This is a genomic window from Maribacter sp. 6B07 (genome assembly GCF_002700155.1).
Lineage (GTDB): Bacteria > Bacteroidota > Bacteroidia > Flavobacteriales > Flavobacteriaceae > Maribacter > Maribacter dokdonensis.
Map to the genome: position 1 here is coordinate 1,356,481 of NZ_PDUT01000001.1, position 19,223 is coordinate 1,375,703.

The window sequence follows — 19,223 nt, forward strand, 5'->3', positions numbered from 1 at the left end:
GCTTAATGAAACATATATTCTTGATTCTTTTTCTTTGTGGGTGCATTTCAGTTCAAGCCCAACAAATCACCTGCTCGCCAAAAGACAGCACGGCTGTAGAAAGCAAACTAGTTGAAATCGACGGAATGTATCAGGATGATATTGGCGCCACCATGGTCAGCGTTGGTAAAACATTTATGCAAACTCCGTATGTTGCCAAAACCTTAGAAATTGGCAATACAGAAACTTTAGTAGTAAATCTACAAGGATTAGATTGCACCACTTTTGTGGAAAACGTGCTTGCATTTTCACTATTACTTCGCCAACAAGAAAAATCGTTTGATGCCTACTTAAAAAATTTGGAAATTATAAGATATAAAGATGGTTCTTTAAATGGTTACGCCTCTCGCCTTCATTATTTCTCTGAGTGGATTGCCAACAATGCCGAAAAAGGACTTCTTAAAGATATTACCGGTGAAATTGGTGGAGCAGCAATCACAAAGGATATCAATTTTATGAGTACACACCGAGATTTATATCCCTTCTTGTCAGATGATGTCAATTTCTCAAAAATTAAAGCTTCAGAGAACTATTTAAATAATCAGGCTATTTGTGTACTGGCCCAAGATGATATTGCAGCCAACGAACATTTAATACAAACAGGTGATATTATTGCTTTAGCAACTTCCATTAACGGTTTAGATGTAACCCATACGGGTATTGCCACCAGAGAAAAAGATGGTAGAATTCACTTACTACATGCATCAACCGGGTCTATGGAGGTTGAAGTATCAAAAAAACCGTTGGCAGATTATTTAAAAGGCATTAAAAGCAATACGGGTATTATGGTGGCAAGACCTCTTTAAGCAGTACCTCCCGCCAAGGCCAACAAGTATTTTTTAGGTGTTGTATTATACTTTTTCTTAAATGCCGCAATAAAGTGACTAGAAGTACTATACCCAACCCTTAACCCTATTTCATTCACATTATACTGACCGGTTTCTAATAACCGCTTTGCATAATCCATCTTATGATCAAATAAAAAGCTGTACACAGAATCGCCGTAAATTTGTTTAAAACCTTCTTTTAAGCGTTTTAAACTCAGGCCTACTTCACTTGACAGTTCTGCCAATGTTGGTGGTTCGGCCATATTTGCCAAAATAATTTCTTTGGCTTTTTTGATTTTCTTTACATTCTCCTCATCTGCCAAATATGGGCATTGTTCAATATCTGCATTAGGACTTCTATTAAAGTACAAGGCAATCAATTCATAAATCTTACCTTTTACGTACAACGATTTTATAGAAGGATGTAGATTATAATTCACGATCTGACTTAATATAACGGCAATAGAGGGCGAAAAAGGTTCTTGTGCATAGTACTTTTTTTCTTTGTTATCTGCACTTAAAAACGGAATATAATCTGCCTCTGCCGTAAAGAGGGAGTGAAATTTTCGTAAGGTCATCACCACAGAAACCAATGAGGATTTTGGATTAAGGTCCAAATTTAAAGGAAGGTCTAATTGGGTGTTATACAACAGTAAAGAATTCTCTTCCTTAACATCTAGACAATAATTTCCTTGATTAAAATTATAGGCTCCGCTTCCCTTAAGACAGAAGTGAAACTGTATGAACCGCTTATTGATATCACGGGTATACTGTACCATCCTATCCTCCTCATTCTGAAACTTTAGCACATAGAATCCGTCTTCTATCAAAACCTCATCGTATGACCCTTGAGCGTTACTTTTATCTTCCATTTTTCAATTTCTATTTTTATTCTATTTAGAAAGCATCTAAATAAAACACCTACTATTCGCTGATAACACTATAAAATTATAGCTAATTAACTGATAAATGTCATTTTTTATCTAAAAATTCGGCAGACGACATTAATAGTACCTCTAGCGTTGTTTTTATTGAATTGATGACCATATTTTTGTACCCGCTTTATGAAGGACTATCACATTTCTAAACACAACTCCTTTTACACCATTGGCCTTAACTATAAAAAGGCCGATGCCGAGGCCCGTGGTAAATTTAGTTTAGACGAAATTGCCATTGGTAAATTACTTACTGAAGCTAAAAAGCAGGGAATAGATGGTTTATTGGCCACCTCTACGTGCAACCGAACCGAGTTACACGGTTTTGCCCAACACCCTTTTCAACTTATAAAATTATTATGTGACCACTCTAACGGAACCGTTGAAGCTTTTCAAGAAGTGGCATATGTCTACAAGAACAAAGAAGCTATCAATCACTTGTTTCGTGTAGGTACAGGTTTGGACAGTCAGATACTTGGGGATTTTGAAATCATTAGCCAACTAAAGCAAAGTTTTAAGCGATCTAAAGAATTTGGTATTGCCAATCCGTTCATTGAGCGTCTTTGCAATAGCATCATACAAGCCAGTAAACGTATTAAAAACGAAACTGAGATTTCTTCCGGAGCTACATCGGTAGCCTTCGCATCTGTACAATACATTATGCGTAACGTTGAAAATGTATCGGATAAGAACATCTTATTATTTGGTACTGGTAAGATTGGTCGCAATACGTGCGAGAATTTAATAAAGCACACCAAAAATTCACATATCACCCTTATCAATAGAACCAAAGGTAAAGCTGAACAAATTGCAGGGAAGTTCAACCTTATGGTAAAAGATTATGGCGATTTACAATCTGAAATAAGAAAATCGGATATTCTGGTGGTTGCCACAGGTGCACAAAAACCAACGATTACCAAAGAATTGATCTATACCAATAAACCTTTATTGATATTAGATTTGTCCGTTCCTAAAAATGTTGACGCTTCCGTTTCCAATATGGACAACGTAACCGTAATCCATTTAGATCATTTATCTCAAATGACAGATGAAACCTTGGAACGTAGAAAACAATACATTCCAGATGCAGAAGCTATAAATGAAGAAGTAAAGCATGATTTCAACCAGTGGTTAGAAACCAGAAAATTTGCTCCTGTTATTAAAGCTTTAAAAAAGAAATTGAAGACCATTAAAGATGAGGAGCTTGACTATCAATCTAAAAAAACGGTAGATTTCAATTCGCACCAGGCAGATGTGGTTACCAATCGCATCATTCAAAAAATAACCAAACAATTTGCAAATCATCTTAAAGATGACTCGGTAGATTCCAATTCAAGTTTAGAATTTATCCAAAAAGTTTTTCAATTAGAATTGGACGAGAAATGAGTAAAGTAATACGATTAGGCACACGCGATAGCGAGTTAGCGCTATGGCAGGCAAATACCGTAAAAGATCAACTACAAGCATTAGGCCATACTGTAAAATTAGTTCCTGTAAAATCTACGGGAGATTTAATTTTAGATAAGCCTTTATATGAATTAGGTATCACCGGGGTGTTCACCAAAACATTGGATGTTGCCATGATCAATGGGGATATTGATATTGCCGTACACTCCATGAAAGACGTACCCACTGCCCTGCCGCAAGGGATTGTAAAGGCCGCTGTTTTAAAACGTGGCAATTACATGGATATCATGGCATTTAAGGACAATGAAGAGTTTTTGGGAGCACGCAATGCCGTTATCGCTACCGGTAGTTTACGTAGACAGGCACAATGGCTCAACAGATACCCAACACACACTGTTGTAGATCTAAGGGGAAATGTAAACAGCCGTTTAGAGAAATTGTACAATAATGAATGGAACGGTGCCATTTTTGCCGCTGCAGGCCTGGAACGTATTGGTTTAGAACCAGAGAATACCATTGGTCTTACCTGGATGTTGCCCGCACCTGCCCAAGGAGCAATTATGGTAGTAGCCATGGAGAACAATGAAGAAGTTCGTGAAGCATGTGCACAACTGAACCATGAGGAAACCGATACCTGCGTTACATTGGAAAGACAATTTCTTAGGGAACTGGAAGGTGGTTGTAGCGCACCTATAGGGGCACTATCCTATATCAACAAAGAAAATATTGTAACGCTAAAAGGCGTATTGTTAAATGTTGATGGAAGTAAAAAATTAGAAACAGAGCTAACCGCACCACTAGGGAAACACCAAAATTTAGGTATAGATTGTGCCAAGACCATTTTGGCCAGAGGTGGTAGACGTTTAATGACCGAATTGGCAAGTGCCGGAACCGAGGTAAACATTTTTTCTACAAAGAAACTTACACCTCAACAGCAACTTAGCCTTAATATTTCTGTAAATGCGGATTCAGATGATTTCATAAAAATCAATTTTAATCGTATTTCTCCGATTGTTCTTAAAAAGGAGCACAAGAATGTAGTCTTCACCAGCAAAAATGCGGTTGAAGCAGTATTGGCAAGTAGAGATGTGTCCGAATTAAATTTTGAGAATATCTATTGTGTAGGTAGAAAAACAAGACGATTTATAAAAAATAAGTTTGGCAAAATAACGCATTACGAAAACAATGCGAAAGACCTGGCCAATCACTTAGTGGAATTTATTGATGGTACAGAAGTAACCTATTTTCACGGAAATCTTAGCTTGGAAGAATTGCCTGTTATTTTAGAGGAAAACGATATTACGGTCAATGCCATTGAAGCATATAGAACAAAATTATCCGGTAAGTCCATACCAGAATCCGTAAAAGGCATCATGTTCTTTAGTCCGTCTAACGTTGAAAGTTATCTTCAAGAAAATTCGGCAGACAAAATTGCGTATTGCATAGGCGAAACCACTGCAAAAGCGGCCAGGGAACATTTCACAGAAGTAAAAGTTGCCAAAATACCAACGGTAGAAAGTGTTATTGAATTGGTGAATGGAGATTATCAGGATTAATACATTGCCTTTAGCTGTTGGCTGTTAACATAGTTGCAATAGAATAAGAGACTTGAGGTCAATATTTGAATTAATTCAAAAAGAATCTAAAATGACCCATGGTCTAATTAGTAAAATAAAAAATAGCTAAAAGCCAAAGGCTGGCAGCTAAAAGCTATTAAAAGAATATGAGCTTAAAAAACGACCTATTTCTAAAAGCATTAAAAGGTGAGACTGTAGATAGACCACCAGTGTGGATGATGCGCCAAGCGGGTAGATATTTACCTGAGTTTATGGCAATCAAGGAAAAATATGATTTCTTCACAAGATGTCAGACTCCTGAATTGGCATCTGAAATTACGGTACAACCTATTCGTAGATATGGTATGGATGCCGCTATTCTTTTTAGTGACATTTTGGTGATACCACAGGCCATGAACATTCATGTGGAGATGAAACCGAATTTTGGTCCGTATTTACCGAATCCTATTCGGAATCAGAAAGATTTGGATAGCGTCATTGTTCCAGATGTTCATGAAACCTTAGGGTATGTAATGGAAGCTATAAAAGCTACCAAAGAAAAGCTGAACAATGAAGTTCCTTTGATCGGTTTTGCAGGTTCCCCTTGGACTATTTTATGCTATTGCGTACAAGGTCAAGGCAGCAAAACGTTCGATAAGGCTAAAGAATTGTGTTTTACACAGCCCGTTGTTGCACATGAATTGCTTCAAAAAATTACCGATACCACCATTGCTTATTTAAAGGCTAAAGTGGCTGCTGGTGTAAATGCAGTACAGGTATTTGATTCTTGGGGTGGTATGTTATCACCAACAGATTATCAAGAATTTTCTTGGCAGTACATTCAGCAGATTATAGATGCTTTAAAAGAAGAGGCTCCGGTCATTGTTTTTGGTAAGGGTTGTTGGTTCGCTTTGGGCGATATGGCAAAATCAGGTGCATCTGCATTGGGTGTGGACTGGACCTGCTCGGCAAGAAACGCACGTTATTTAAGTGGTGGCAAAATTACCCTTCAAGGAAATTTTGATCCTGCCAGATTGCTTTCTCCACCGGCAGAAATCAAGAAAATGGTTCACCAAATGATCAACGAGTTTGGTAAGGATAGCTATGTGGTTAATTTAGGGCACGGTATTTTACCCAATGTTCCAGTAGAAAACGCAAAAGCCTTTATTGACGCCGTAAAAGAATATAAGCCGGCTTAATTCCAATCATTTGTAACATATAGCCGAAATTACAGTAGCATCATGAATTCTTTTCAACTACCAGATTTCGAAATTAACCCTATATCTGAGCGAGACGGGTGGCGATTATGTGATTTTTGCTGTGCAAACGAAAATCACTTAAGCAGATTTTTCCCTAGTACACTTGCGTCAAATTTAAATCCGACCCTGTCCAAGCTCTTTGTTGAAAAGAAAGTCAGCGAGTTTATTAAAAACGAGGAATATCTATTCACCTTAAAAAAGCCTCAAAACCGTAAAATAATAGGGCTGGTGTATGTAAAAGCTATTGATCTTGCTAAAAATGAAGCAGAATTAGCCTATTGCATAGATTATAACCAAGCCAATAAAGGGTACACCACTATTGCGGTAGAAACCATTTCTAAATGGGCATTACAATTACCGAATATTAATACGCTACGGATTCTTGTACACAAAACGAATATTGGTAGCATTAGGGTCGCAGAAAAATGTGGTTATCTTTGGAAAGAAACCTTAAAAAAATCCTTTACCCCACCTAACGAAGAACCGTTAGATATGGAACTTTACGTTTTAGAAAATGAAAGATAAATTTTACGCATACATACAACAACTTCAAGATACGATAACCGCGAAATTAGAAGAAGTAGACGGTAAAGCTACTTTTCAAGAAGATATCTGGAAACGACCGGAAGGTGGTGGTGGTAGAACCCGTGTTATAGAAAATGGGGCAGTGTTTGAAAAAGGAGGCGTAAATATTTCTGGTGTTCATGGCGAATTGCCCGATAGTATGAAAGCATATTTTAAAGTGAAGGAAGGTAATTTCTTTGCATGCGGATTAAGCTTGGTCTTGCACCCAAAAAATCCTATGGTGCCTACCGTTCATGCCAATTGGCGTTATTTTGAATTGTATGATGAGCAAGGTGAAATTGTAGATCAATGGTTTGGCGGTGGTCAGGATTTGACTCCATATTACCTTTTTGATGAAGATGCCGTTCATTTTCACCAAGTGTGTAAAACAGCATGCGACAAACATCAGCCAACATTTTATGATACTTATAAAAAAAGATGCGATGAGTATTTTTGGAACACCCATAGAAATGAGGCGCGTGGACTAGGCGGTTTATTTTTTGACTATTGTAAAGCTACTCCAGAGATGAATATGCAACAGTGGTACGACTTTGTTACGGAAGTAGGTAACAGTTTCCTATCATGTTATGTACCAATCGTTATAAAACGTAAAGACCTTGACTACACTAAGGAACAAAGAGATTGGCAAGAAATCAGAAGAGGAAGGTATGTAGAATTTAATCTAGTCCATGACAAAGGAACTTTATTCGGACTAAAGACGAACGGAAGAATAGAAAGTATCTTAATGAGCTTGCCTCCACATGTACAATGGCGTTATGACCACCAACCCGAAAAAGGCAGTGAAGAAGAACGTTTATTACATATTTTAAAAGCACCAAAAGCATGGGTTTAAGGGTACTGCTTTTTTTGGGTATATGTTGCTCAATTAGCTGGTGTACCGCTCAAAACTCTCACTACAAGGAAGACTTCCCTGATAAAATTACACTTCGACTAGCGTTACAGACGACTTCCAATAGTTTTACGCTTAGAGATAAGATAACACGTAACAAAACGGAGTTTATACCCAATGACAAGAGCTATTTGGGCTTGTCCATTTTATTTCGGTTTTTAGAAGTTGATCTGGGTTATGCCCCCAATTTCCTTTCGGAAAATAAGGATAACGGAGACTCCAAATTAATCACCTTTAATATTAGAACATTCTTTGGGCAGTACATGCAGACCATAGATTATTACAAGCAAAAGGGGTTCTTTATACGCACACAAGATATCACCTTGCCCATAGATGACTTAAAGACCTTAAAAATAGGCGGAAGTTCTAGCTACATATTTAATCCGGATTTTTCATTTAGAGCCATCGGTTTTCAGAACGAATGGCAAAAACAAAGCGTAGGTAGCTTTATTCCCAGCATAACGTATTATTATACCAAATTTAAATTGGAAGATCCGCTGATCGAGAATCAATTGGAAAAATCGTTCAAAATGGCTATTGGTCCCGGGTACTATTACAATTGGATATTTGACGAAAATTACCTGCTTTCTGCTGGTGCAACCGGTGGTTTAGGTTTCAATTATTCAAGTACGGACGGTAAGAACTCTTTTAACGGCTTGGCACAATTGGTTTTCAGAATGACAGGCGGATATAATTCCGAATCCTTCTTTGGCGGTGTAAATATCAATACGCAATTATTAAGTCATACTTCCGATGAGAATTTTATTTTGGACGATTCCATCAGTTTTTTAGAATTCTATGTAGGGTATAGATTTGATGCCCCTAAAAAATGGATCGCTAAAGCCGATGAGATAAGTCGTAAATTTGGTATAGAATGATAATCCTTATCCCATGATGCAAAAAATTTATCAGATCGATGCGTTTACTACCACATTATATGGTGGCAATCCTGCAGCGGTTTGTATTCTTGAAAAATGGCTAGCAAATGACACCATGCAAAAGATAGCCGCTGAAAATAATTTAGCCGAAACTGCTTTTGCCGTTGCCAAAGATGATCATTATGAGTTACGCTGGTTTACCCCAGAAGTTGAAGTTGATCTTTGTGGTCATGCCACGTTGGCAACAGCCTTTGTACTATACTATTACTATGGTTTCAAAGAAAATACCCTACGGTTTATTTCTCCAAGAAGCGGAGAATTATTGGTGCAAAAAAACGACTCGGGTTTGTTAACGATGGACTTCCCTACCGATGTTGTAACTGCTGTTACAGAACAACCAAATATCACGGAAGCAATAGGAAAAAAACCTTTGGAAATTTTTAAAGGCAAAACCGATTACATGCTTATTTATGAAACCCAGGAGGAAATAGAAGCCATGCAACCAAATTTTCATTTGTTGAACGAGTTGGATTGTAGAGGTGTCATTATTACTGCAAAGGGTAACGATGTAGATTTTGTATCACGCTTTTTTGCTCCGCAATGCGGTATTCCAGAAGATCCTGTTACCGGATCTGCACATACCACCTTAACCCCATATTGGTCAGAGAAATTGAACAAGAAAGTAATGACCGCCAAACAATTGTCTGAGCGTTGCGGCGATATACAATGTGAATATCATGGAGACCGCGTAAAAATATCGGGTAACGGGGTTTGTTATTTGGTTGGGGAAATAAACATTTAAACTATTTCCAGGTAATCGTTTTTTTAGACACCTCCTCAAATTGATATTTTAGATGGGCAAATCTAGCCTTTAACAGCACTTTTCTACCTTTTAAGGTTCTCGTAAAAAGTATTTTAGAGCCATCTACATGTGCGTTCCAATGTTTTTGAAAAATCAAAGCTTCGGTTTTGTTTTTAGCTACTTCCTTTGGAACTACGTAGTAATTTCTAATGTTCAACTTTCGCTTAAACCAATTACTGTTTACCAATAGATAACGTGGATTGTCAATGGGTGCTATAATATCTTCTAAAAGAGAAATAAATACATTACTATCATGTTGGCTAGCATCTTTTAAATAGATAGCAAAAGTTCCTTTTAAATCCTGTTCGGCATGTATGGTAGCATTGTTCGATTCAAAATACGGAGTCTTATCATCTAGCAAATACCCCAACACCGCTTTTGCTATTTTCTTTGTTTTCTTGTATTGATTGCCAAATAGAACGTAAAGCTTTAATGCTTTGAACGTTTTTGGTCCAAAACCAAGAAGAAGGGCTGCGCAGAATATATAAAAAACCTGCAAAATGCCTTTGCCCAAAACGGCACCCATATTTTTAATTAAAAATTCAGGAACAAACATAGACACCCCTAATACTACTTCAAGCATCACGTACTTACCTACATTTAAGGCATGTAATTTTTTTGTTTTGGCAAAAGGCTGATCACCGGCAGATGGTATCTTAAGTTCGCGCACCAAAATGGAACCTTTTTCAATGGCGTGATTCCATCTATATAGAAAGTCAGATTTCTGTTGTGCGGTTTCTAGCATTTCTGCATTAATCGTTGCTAAATGGGTGTTTTCATCCCATTGCGGAGGCAATACCAATCGGTCTATTCCGTTAGAAATATAAATTTCATCACGAAGCGACACCCCTGTAAAGGCTTCAAAACGTTGCTGCAGTTTTTCCATGTCTTTACCACCATCGGTAGCAGTTGGGTCCAAACAAGCCAAATGCCATATAGTACCTGTTTTATCAGGATTATTTGCATCTACACGAATGGCGCGACCTCGCATTTGATTTGATGAAACAAAAGAACCTACATAAGATGCCAAGATCAAGGTATTAATACAAGGAGCATCCCATCCTTCGCCCAGAAAAGCTTTTGTACCGATCAAGGTTTTTATTGCTCCATCTTGAAATAACTGCGTAATAGACTCTGCTATTTTATGTTTAAGCGTATCGGGTACTTGTATAAAAAGATACCCAACAGCACCCTCAACAGCCTGCACATGCTGCTTTTCAATAGCCAAAAGGGCTTTCAAATTTGGCAAAACAGTTTCATGCAATAGCACCAATGACCCTGTTAACACACCAAGTTGTGAGTAATCACTTTGCTTTTCCAAAATGTATTTGAAAATAGGCACTACCCCAAGCTTGTTTAAAGCTTTAGTATCGTTTCCTTCAAAATTTAAAAACTCCTTTCGGATAAAATCAGCCAAAATGACGGTTCTAGCAGCATCACCCAAATTGGCATTTGTACTTTTTACAATTTGATAAATACTTTCAAGCTTGCTAGGGCTATTGGATAAGTTTCTATACAAAACCTCATCACCAACAAAATTTACCCGCTTATTTTCGAGAACACCTATACGCTTTAGTTCCTTTTCCAAAGGCAATAAAATTGCTTCAAGAGCACTAAATGCTTCCCGCTGATCCACCAATAAATGCTGTAACAATGCTTCTGACCATTCATAGGTAAAACTGGGAAAGTTTACATCATTGTTAGAAAAACCAAGAATTTTTAAGTTCTGCTCATTTACGGCATAACCGCAAGCATTCAGATAAATAATAACCGAACTAAAAAAAGTTGGGTTTTGATAGATATATTCCAAAGATTCCTTTGGGTGAACATAGAAATCCTGAGTGATCAACGCCTCTTGTAACTCCTTATTTGCAAGAAGTTGATTGGTAAAATTTAAAATTTGCTCACGGTAGTTTACAATGTATTTGATCTGTGCCTCCTCAGGCTTGGAGAAATACACAAAATCTTGATGCGGACAAAGGTCTCCGTTCTTAATAAGATCTGGTACTGCAATTTCATCATCAATAGGACCACATAAACTAAAATAACGATTGATTTCAGTTGTAGAACTATCGTAAGGCGGAGTTGCGGTCAACGAGACCACCGTTAGACCTTCTATTTGCTTTAAATGATAAAGGCATTGCCACCATTCATTTTTAAGGTGATGCGCCTCATCTAAAACCAAGGTTTTAATGCCATGGGATGTGATAAAATCTAACAGCTGTTGTTTCTCATTTTCATCAAAAGACTTGGTTAAGGCAAATAACGATTGATAGGTTGAAAAGGTAATTAAGCTAGGTTTTTTTAGGTCTAGTGAATACTCATTAAAATCTTTATGAACTGCAAAAAAATCTAACAACCGAGAACGCCATTGGTTACGTATGGTCAATGTAGGCGCCAAAACCAAGGTTGGTTTACCTATACGAATTAGAATTTCTAAGCCAAGTATGGTTTTACCCGATCCCGGTGGTGCAACAACATGTAAATGTTCGTCTTTAATATGACTTTGAAAACCATCCAAAAATTTTTGTTGATAGCTACGCCATGTATATTTGAACTTTAATAGTTCTCTGAATTTTTGCATCAAGAATCAATTATCGGCTAAGCCCATAAAAATAAGTAATAACCACTGTAGCTATTCTTCAAATTCCCCTATTTTTGTAAAACTTCAAGAGATGCACGTTTTATGGCATAACAACTAAGGCTTTAAAGCGATTGAGCGTTTGAATTTAAATATTCGAATATGGCAAAAAAAGGCAAGGCCAAAAACACATTGAACAAAGCAAAGCATGCCAAGCTCATGGATAGAAAGAAGAACAAATTGAAGAAGGAAGCAGCGCTTAGAAAAGAACGGTTAAAGAGCATCATTAAAAAAAGTCAAGAATCTAAAAAATAAAGGAAACAAAAAATAGAATTATGTACCCACTTATACGCCCCAGAAGATTAAGAAGTTCAGAAGCTGTACGCAGTTTGGTTCGTGAAACCATTATTTCACCCAACGATTTTTTAGTACCGTTATTTGTAGTGGAGGGTAAGGGAATCAAGGAAGAAATACCTTCTATGCCCAATTATTACCGACTTAGTTTAGATAATTTGACCAAAGAAGTGAAAGAGCTTTGGAAAATGGGTTTACATTCAGTGCTATTATTTGTTAAAGTTCCAGATAACTTAAAGGATAACAAAGGTTCTGAGGCCTTAAATGAAAACGGATTAATGCAATTGGCGATCAAAACCGTAAAAAATGCATGTCCTGAAATGTTGGTGATGACAGATGTTGCCCTGGATCCCTACTCCTCTTACGGTCATGACGGTATTGTAGCCGATGGCGAAATATTGAACGACGAAAGCATTGAGGTCTTGACCGAAATGAGCGTATCCCATGCCAAGGCGGGTGCAGATTTTGTTGCCCCTAGTGATATGATGGACGGTCGTATTCTCAGCATTCGTGAAGCATTGGAAGACGAAGGTTACTTAGATACCGGTATTATGGCCTACAGCGCTAAATACGCCAGTGCTTTTTACGGTCCGTTTAGGGATGCCTTGGATTCCGCTCCCGTAGATATTAAAAATGTACCTAAGGATAAAAAGACCTATCAAATGGATTATGCGAATCGATTTGAAGCTATTAGAGAAACGCAGTTGGATATTGATGAAGGTGCGGATATCGTGATGGTAAAACCGGGATTGTGCTATTTGGATATTGTTCGTGAAATTAAAAATGAGGTTGATGTTCCCGTTGCCGTATACCAAGTTTCAGGTGAATATGCTATGGTAAAAGCAGCCGCAGAAAAAGGATGGTTAGATCATGATGCCGTAATGATGGAACAATTGACCGCGATTAAAAGAGCGGGTGCTAATATCATAGCTAGTTACTTTGCCAAAGATGCCGTTAAATTGTTAGGTTAAAAAACGGTTTACATGCGTAATTATTTATTTATACTTTTCGGTTTATTTTACGCTGTTGGCTTTGCACAGGTAGAGCGGACCACACCGTTGTTGCTTCCGGTGGGTTCTAGTTTACAAGAATCTTCCTTGAAGACCTACGCATTGGATTCTGCCTTTGTATATCGCAAGGTAGATAGTATTATAACCAATGGTATAAAAAATAACGCTTTCCCCGGTGCACAAGTTTTAGTGGCTAAAGAGGGAAACATCATTTTTCACCATGCCTACGGATTTCATACCTATGATAGCATTCAGCCTGTGGCATTGGATGATATTTATGATCTAGCATCGGTCACCAAAATTTTAGGTCCCTTACCTGCCATCATGAAATTGGTAGATGAGGGGAAGTTGGATTTAGATAAACCTTTTAGCACCTATTGGAAACCTTGGAAAAGGCATAAGGACAAAAGAAACATAACGCTACGGGAGATTTTGGCGCATCAGGCTGGGTTAGCACCTTACATTGTATTCTTAAGCAAGACCTTAAAAAATAACGGTCGGTTTAAAAATAGGTTCCTTCGTACAAAAGCAAATCGCAACTTCAGCAATCGGGCTTTTAAAGACATCTATGTTAAAAATAGATTCAACCGAAAAATGTACCGTATCATCAATCGTTCTGAAGTAGCTGCTGACAAAAAATATAAATATTCCGGTTTATCCTTCCTCATTTTTCCAGAACTAATCACTCAACTAACGGGCATGCCCTACGAGCAATATTTGGAGGAGCAATTTTATAAACCACTTGGTATGAAAACCTTCGGGTTCTTACCCAGCACTAAGAATTTTAGCAACAACATTGTACCTACCGAGATAGATACCCTGTACAGACATACCCTAACGCAAGGTTGGGTGCATGATGAAAATGCATCGCTCCTGGGCGGTATTTCAGGGAATGCCGGTCTATTTGGTACAGCGCAAGATTTAGCGATCATTATGCAAATGTATGTACAGGGCGGCCTTTTCAATGGCAAGCAGTACCTCTCCAAGAACACCGTGCAAGAATTTACAAGTGTACAATATCCTGCAAATGATAATAGGCGAGGTTTAGGTTTTGACAAGCCCTATTTAAAAAATGATCAGTTTACCTTGGCAAATGCCTATCCGGCGCCAGAAGTGAGTGCCACCAGTTTTGGTCATAGCGGCTTTACCGGCACTTTTGTTTGGGCAGATCCGGAACATCAATTAGTATATATTTTTCTATCGAACAGGGTATTTCCAACCCGTGAAAACCGTAATATTTACGACCTAAATATACGCCCCGCCATTCAACAAATATTTTATAGCGCATTTGATAGATCAAAACAGCACGATCATTAGTATATTTATCAATATCTTAGATTTCTAAAACAACCCTATGGGCTTACTTATATTTTACGCATTCATATCCATTTTCTTCTCGTTCCTGTGTTCTATTCTAGAAGCAGTATTACTGAGTATTACCCCAACGTTCATCAATGTGAAAATGAAGGAGGGCAAAAGCTATGCAACAACGCTAGAGGCATTGAAAAAAGATGTGGATCAACCCTTGATCGCTATTTTGACCATCAATACCATTGCCCACACCGTAGGTGCAATTTTGGTAGGTGTACAGGCAAAAGCGGCGTATGCGGAGCTGTACGGTAGTGAAACCAGTTCTATTTTTGGCATAGAATTTACTGAGGATGTTATGGTAGGTGTGGTTTCAACCATCATGACCATACTTATTCTTGTGGCCTCTGAAATAATACCGAAGACCATTGGGGCAACTTACTGGAAACAATTGGCGAATTTTTCTACCAAGGCATTGAACATTATGGTGCTAGGGCTTAAATACACCGGTCTACTTTGGTTGTTGCGCCTGTTTACCAAAATGGTAGGCGGTGGCAATCACCATGGCAGTGTTTTGAGTCGCGAAGATTTTCATGCCATGACAGATATGGCACATGAAGAGGGTGTGTTTGAAAAATCGGAATCTACCATCATCAAAAACCTATTGAAATTTGATGAAGTGTTAGTGAAGGATATTATGACACCACGTGCCGTAATGAAAATTGCATCCGATGAAAAGACCATTGCAGATTTCTTTGAGGACAACCCTAAACTACGCTTCTCTAGAATACCCGTGTATACGGACAAAATAGATAACATTACCGGTTTTGTTCTTAAGGATAACGTTCTTGAAGAAATGATCAATAAGAACGGTGACATTCCTTTAAAGGAGATCAAACGAGAAATCCTGGTTACACGTAGAAGCACACCGATCCCTACGTTGTTTGAGATATTCATTCAAAAACGCGAAGCCATTGCTCTTGTAGTGGATGAATATGGCTCCGTAAGTGGTTTGGTCACTATGGAAGATGTTATAGAAACCCTACTGGGACTTGAAATCATGGACGAGAGCGACAATATTGCCGATCTGCAGAGTCTTGCCCGAAAAAACTGGGAAACACGTGCAAAAGCCACGGGAGTAATTGAAAAACCCACATCGCCGGACGAATAATTGGGAACATGGAGGATATTGCGTACATAAAAACCCCTTTAGGCGTTGCCAAAATTGTTGGCGATGCGGAAGGAGTGTCCGCCATTACCGTACTCAACTCCGATGAACCATTAACCGATGTGATACCGGAATCCTTAGAAGATGCCGTGTACCAACTCAACGAATATTTTGAGGGAGCAAGAACGGAGTTCAATTTAACCTTGAACCCCGTGGGTACCGAATTTCAAAAGAAGGTTTGGGCAGCATTACAGAACATACCCTACGGGAAATCAAAATCCTATTTAGAATTGGCAAAGGCGTTGGGAGATCCCAATGCTACCCGTGCCGCAGCATCTGCAAATGCCAGAAATCCGTTATGGATCGTAGTGCCCTGCCACCGAGTGATCGGTACAGATGGATCACTTACCGGTTACGCCGGCGGTCTACACAGAAAACAGTGGTTATTGAACCACGAGAGTCCAGCAAAACAGCAAAGTTTGTTTTAAACACACTTCTAAAACCCTACAAAAAACAGACCGCTTGGTTGGTTACGTGCCCATATTTCCCTTTAAACGAAACAGTAGGTGCATTTGGTCGATACTATTGCCATGGCTATCGTACAATATGAACATCACTATTCTTTTTTTACTTTATAAAACAGACCAGTGGGTCGGTTGGGAGATTTTACGCCCGTTTTGTAGGTACTTCTTTAAAATCATTAAAAAGTAGTACCATTATGGTTTCCCGTAATGGAGATCCAGGTGATTATTGTAGGTTTATTCTTTAATACTATATTAGTGAACAGAAAAACAATTGTACATATTCCGCTATATTGGAGAATATGTGCAATTGTGTACATAAACAATAGTTACCTGCAAGCTGAAAAAACGAAATGAAAAACATTGGAGCAAAATTTTTAAGAGCTGATTTACATATCCATTCCTATGGTGAGTTTGGTTCATACGATGTTACTGATACTTCAATGACACCAAATGCAATTGTTGATACAGCAATTGAAAAAAACTTGCACATTATAAGTATTACTGACCACAATGAAATTCAAAATTCTCATACTGCGATTGAATATGCTAAAGATAAAAACCTTCTAGTAATACCTGGAGTTGAAATAAGTACAACTCAAGGACATTTATTAGTTTACTTTGAGACTTATAAAAACCTAAGAGATTTTTTTGGCAATCTATCAATCAATAAAGAAAAAACATTATGCAATCAAGGAATTGTAGAATGTCTAGAATTAGCCAAAAATTATGGTGGTTTTGGAGTTCTTGCTCACATAGAATTGCCATCGGGATTTGAGAAAACAATTGGTCGCTTTGGTCCACCGATTGAAGAAATTTTAAAAAATGAAAATTTATTAGGGCTTGAAATAAACTCAAAAACAAGTATTAATTTATATACAGAATTAGATGATAGCCCAGACAGAAAAAGACTTATAAAACTTAGAAAAGCTCATTTAGAATATGATGACGGTTATTCTCTACCCAAACTGATGTCATCAGATTCACATACCTTAAATAGATTAGGAACAAATGCAGAAGGAGAAACAAAATTAACTAGATTCAAAGTTGATGAGCTAGATTTTCATTCAATAAAAATTGCATTGTTATCTCACGAATCCAGAGTTCGACTTGAGAATGAAGTCCCAGAAATGCGACCAATAATAGAAAGTATTTCAATTGAAGGTGGTTTGTTAGATAAAATAGAAATTAATTTAAGTAACAATTTAACTTGCATTATCGGTAGTCGTGGAGCAGGAAAGTCTACACTTTTAGAAGCTATTAGAGAAACAACTGGAAATAATTCAAAATCAAGTGTTGTTGATTCTGACGTTTGGCCACAAAAGATAAAACTAAAATATACAGATGAAGCTAACCAAACTATAAACTTTGCAAGAGAGAAAAATAATGAACTTCAAAACATTACAGACCCTATAAATGGTATCTTAAAAGTTGATATTGAAACCTACGGTCAAGGAGAAACAGCAGATACAATTCAACATAGTGATGAAAATCCTAAAGTACTTATTGACTTTTTAGATAGTTTTTTAAAGTTAGGTGCAAAAGGTGTTGAAGATAAAGAATTAATAACCTTGCTCTTAGATAATCAAAGCGAGGCTAAAAAACTTCGAATAGGACTTTTAAGTTTTGAAGAAACTGAAAAAGCCTTAAAAAATGAGCAGAAAAAATTACAGAACCTTCAAAAGGAAAAAGCAGGAGAATTAGTCAAATATCAAAACGCTTTGATTAAAGAACGTGATATAAGAAGTGAACTAATAAATGATTTGAATCAGCTTGTTAAAAACTACAAAGAAATCCTAAGTGATGATGACACATTCACGAATTTCGAAGCCTTAGAAGACACAGATATTATTGTAGGAAAAGACTATTTTAAAAAAGTAAAAGAAATAGTGTCTGACTTTTCAAAAGTAGTGAAAGCCAAGTCAGGTGAATTAAATGCAGAATTATCCGCTAAAATAGCAGAGTTAAATGAACAACTCAATAATTGGAAAGCCAAAGAGAAATCTATCCAAGATAAAATTGATGCAAAGAAAATAGAGTTAGAAAAACAGGGAATACCGTTTGATTTGGGCAAAATAAATCAAATATCTAAAGACATAGTTGACTATCAAAAAATCATTACAAAACTCAATCTTGATAAGAAAAAATTAAAGGAATTATCTTTAGTTAGAGACGGCTTAATTGCAAAAAGAGTTCAATTAAAAAACGATGTTTTTACTCAACGCAATAGTTTTGCAAAAAAGGCTAATGCCGATTTAAAAAACACTATTGATGGTTTTTTCATATCAATAAAATACAAGAAGGGTAAATTCTCACCTGACTTTGAAGCCCTTTTACGTTCAAAAATGGATTGGAGAAACTTTAAAAAATCCAAGGTCATTTCAGAAAACGTGTCACCTTTTGAATTCGTAGAAATTTGTAAAAAAGGGGATAAAGCAACTTTATTAGCCATTCAAGATAATGATGGTAATCAACTATTATCAGAGTTTGAAGCTACTAGTATTATTGACAAAACAATGAAAGACAATAATTTCGAAGATTACGAAGCTTTAAATTTTGAAGATTTCCCTTCCATTATTGTAACCAAAGCTATAGATGATGGAAAAGGCGGAGTTGAGTACTACAGTAAACCTATCTCTCAACTTTCTTTAGGTCAACAACATTCGGTGCTTTTAGGAATACTTATGCTCTCTGACAGTAATAAGCCATTAATAATAGACCAGCCTGAAGATAATTTAGATAGTGAATTCATCTACAAGACAATTGTCAAAAACTTGAGAAAGATAAAAGAACAAAGACAAGTAATAATTGTAACACATAATGCCAACATAGCTGTTTTAGGTGACGCTGAATTAATAATTCCGTTGAAAAGTACGAGTATTAAATCTCACGTATTGAATGCTGGTTCTATCGATAGAAAAGAGACGAGAGAAAAATGCTGTGAAATTTTAGAAGGTGGAAAAAGAGCTTTCACTCAAAGACAAGAAATATATGGAATTAAGTAAAGCCAGCAGGTAACAATGTGTATAAGTAAGAGCGGTTTA

General features: G+C 37.2%; 16 protein-coding genes. 14 read left to right on the top strand and 2 right to left on the bottom strand.

What is annotated here, in order from left to right:
- The first annotated feature begins 5 nt into the window (after positions 1–5).
- Positions 6–845, top strand: coding sequence for an N-acetylmuramoyl-L-alanine amidase-like domain-containing protein (locus CSC80_RS05635; protein ID WP_099190377.1), 840 nt, complete (start codon positions 6–8; stop codon positions 843–845).
- Here the strand turns inward: CSC80_RS05635 and CSC80_RS05640 are convergent.
- Positions 842–1,738, bottom strand: a complete 897-nt coding sequence (locus CSC80_RS05640) for an AraC family transcriptional regulator (RefSeq protein ID WP_099190379.1) — start codon at positions 1,736–1,738, stop codon at positions 842–844. The genes CSC80_RS05635 and CSC80_RS05640 overlap by 4 nt on opposite strands.
- 192 nt (positions 1,739–1,930) lie before the next feature.
- Between CSC80_RS05640 and hemA the strand changes: the two genes are divergently transcribed.
- The 7 genes from hemA to CSC80_RS05675 all read left to right on the top strand — a co-directional run bounded on the left by hemA (position 1,931) and on the right by CSC80_RS05675 (position 9,177).
- Entirely contained in the window at positions 1,931–3,187 is a 1,257-nt protein-coding gene (gene hemA / locus CSC80_RS05645) for a glutamyl-tRNA reductase (RefSeq protein ID WP_074671081.1), read from the top strand.
- Positions 3,184–4,764, top strand: coding sequence for a hydroxymethylbilane synthase (gene hemC / locus CSC80_RS05650; protein ID WP_099190381.1), 1,581 nt, complete (start codon positions 3,184–3,186; stop codon positions 4,762–4,764). The genes hemA and hemC overlap by 4 nt, the downstream gene beginning before the upstream one ends.
- Before the next feature lie 167 nt (positions 4,765–4,931).
- Positions 4,932–5,963, top strand: coding sequence for a uroporphyrinogen decarboxylase (gene hemE, locus CSC80_RS05655; protein ID WP_099190383.1), 1,032 nt, complete (start codon positions 4,932–4,934; stop codon positions 5,961–5,963).
- Between the two features lie 42 nt (positions 5,964–6,005).
- Entirely contained in the window at positions 6,006–6,548 is a 543-nt protein-coding gene (locus tag CSC80_RS05660) for a GNAT family protein (protein WP_099190385.1), read from the top strand.
- Entirely contained in the window at positions 6,538–7,440 is a 903-nt protein-coding gene (gene hemF / locus CSC80_RS05665) for an oxygen-dependent coproporphyrinogen oxidase (RefSeq protein WP_074671063.1), read from the top strand. The genes CSC80_RS05660 and hemF overlap by 11 nt, the downstream gene beginning before the upstream one ends.
- Complete coding sequence (locus CSC80_RS05670; protein ID WP_091607719.1) at positions 7,431–8,375, top strand: DUF4421 family protein; 945 nt, start codon at positions 7,431–7,433, stop codon at positions 8,373–8,375. Before hemF ends, CSC80_RS05670 begins: the two co-directional genes overlap by 10 nt.
- Positions 8,376–8,388: 13 nt before the next feature.
- A complete protein-coding gene (locus CSC80_RS05675; protein WP_099190387.1) occupies positions 8,389–9,177 on the top strand; it encodes a PhzF family phenazine biosynthesis protein in 789 nt (262 codons plus the stop codon).
- A gap of 1 nt (position 9,178) precedes the next feature.
- On the opposite strand, the gene CSC80_RS05680 is transcribed toward CSC80_RS05675, so the two are convergent.
- Positions 9,179–11,821, bottom strand: coding sequence for a DEAD/DEAH box helicase family protein (locus CSC80_RS05680; protein WP_099190389.1), 2,643 nt, complete (start codon positions 11,819–11,821; stop codon positions 9,179–9,181).
- A 159-nt stretch (positions 11,822–11,980) separates the two neighbouring features.
- On the opposite strand from CSC80_RS05680, the gene CSC80_RS19430 reads away from it, so the two are divergent.
- From CSC80_RS19430 to CSC80_RS05705, 6 genes are all read left to right on the top strand, one after another.
- A complete protein-coding gene (locus tag CSC80_RS19430; protein WP_167342549.1) occupies positions 11,981–12,133 on the top strand; it encodes a hypothetical protein in 153 nt (50 codons plus the stop codon).
- Between the two features lie 20 nt (positions 12,134–12,153).
- The gene (hemB, locus tag CSC80_RS05685) at positions 12,154–13,143 is read left to right on the top strand and encodes a porphobilinogen synthase (RefSeq protein ID WP_099190391.1); all 990 of its coding nucleotides are present in this window, start codon (positions 12,154–12,156) and stop codon (positions 13,141–13,143) included.
- A 12-nt stretch (positions 13,144–13,155) separates the two neighbouring features.
- Positions 13,156–14,499: a serine hydrolase gene (locus CSC80_RS05690; RefSeq protein WP_099190393.1), complete on the top strand. Its 1,344-nt coding sequence runs from the start codon at positions 13,156–13,158 to the stop codon at positions 14,497–14,499.
- 37 nt (positions 14,500–14,536) lie between these two features.
- Entirely contained in the window at positions 14,537–15,661 is a 1,125-nt protein-coding gene (locus CSC80_RS05695) for a hemolysin family protein (RefSeq protein ID WP_058104446.1), read from the top strand.
- Positions 15,662–15,669: 8 nt separating this feature from the next.
- Positions 15,670–16,146, top strand: a complete 477-nt coding sequence (locus CSC80_RS05700; RefSeq protein ID WP_099190395.1) for a methylated-DNA--[protein]-cysteine S-methyltransferase — start codon at positions 15,670–15,672, stop codon at positions 16,144–16,146.
- Between the two features lie 386 nt (positions 16,147–16,532).
- The gene (locus CSC80_RS05705; protein ID WP_099190397.1) at positions 16,533–19,184 is read left to right on the top strand and encodes a TrlF family AAA-like ATPase; all 2,652 of its coding nucleotides are present in this window, start codon (positions 16,533–16,535) and stop codon (positions 19,182–19,184) included.
- The last annotated feature ends 39 nt before the right edge of the window (positions 19,185–19,223 follow it).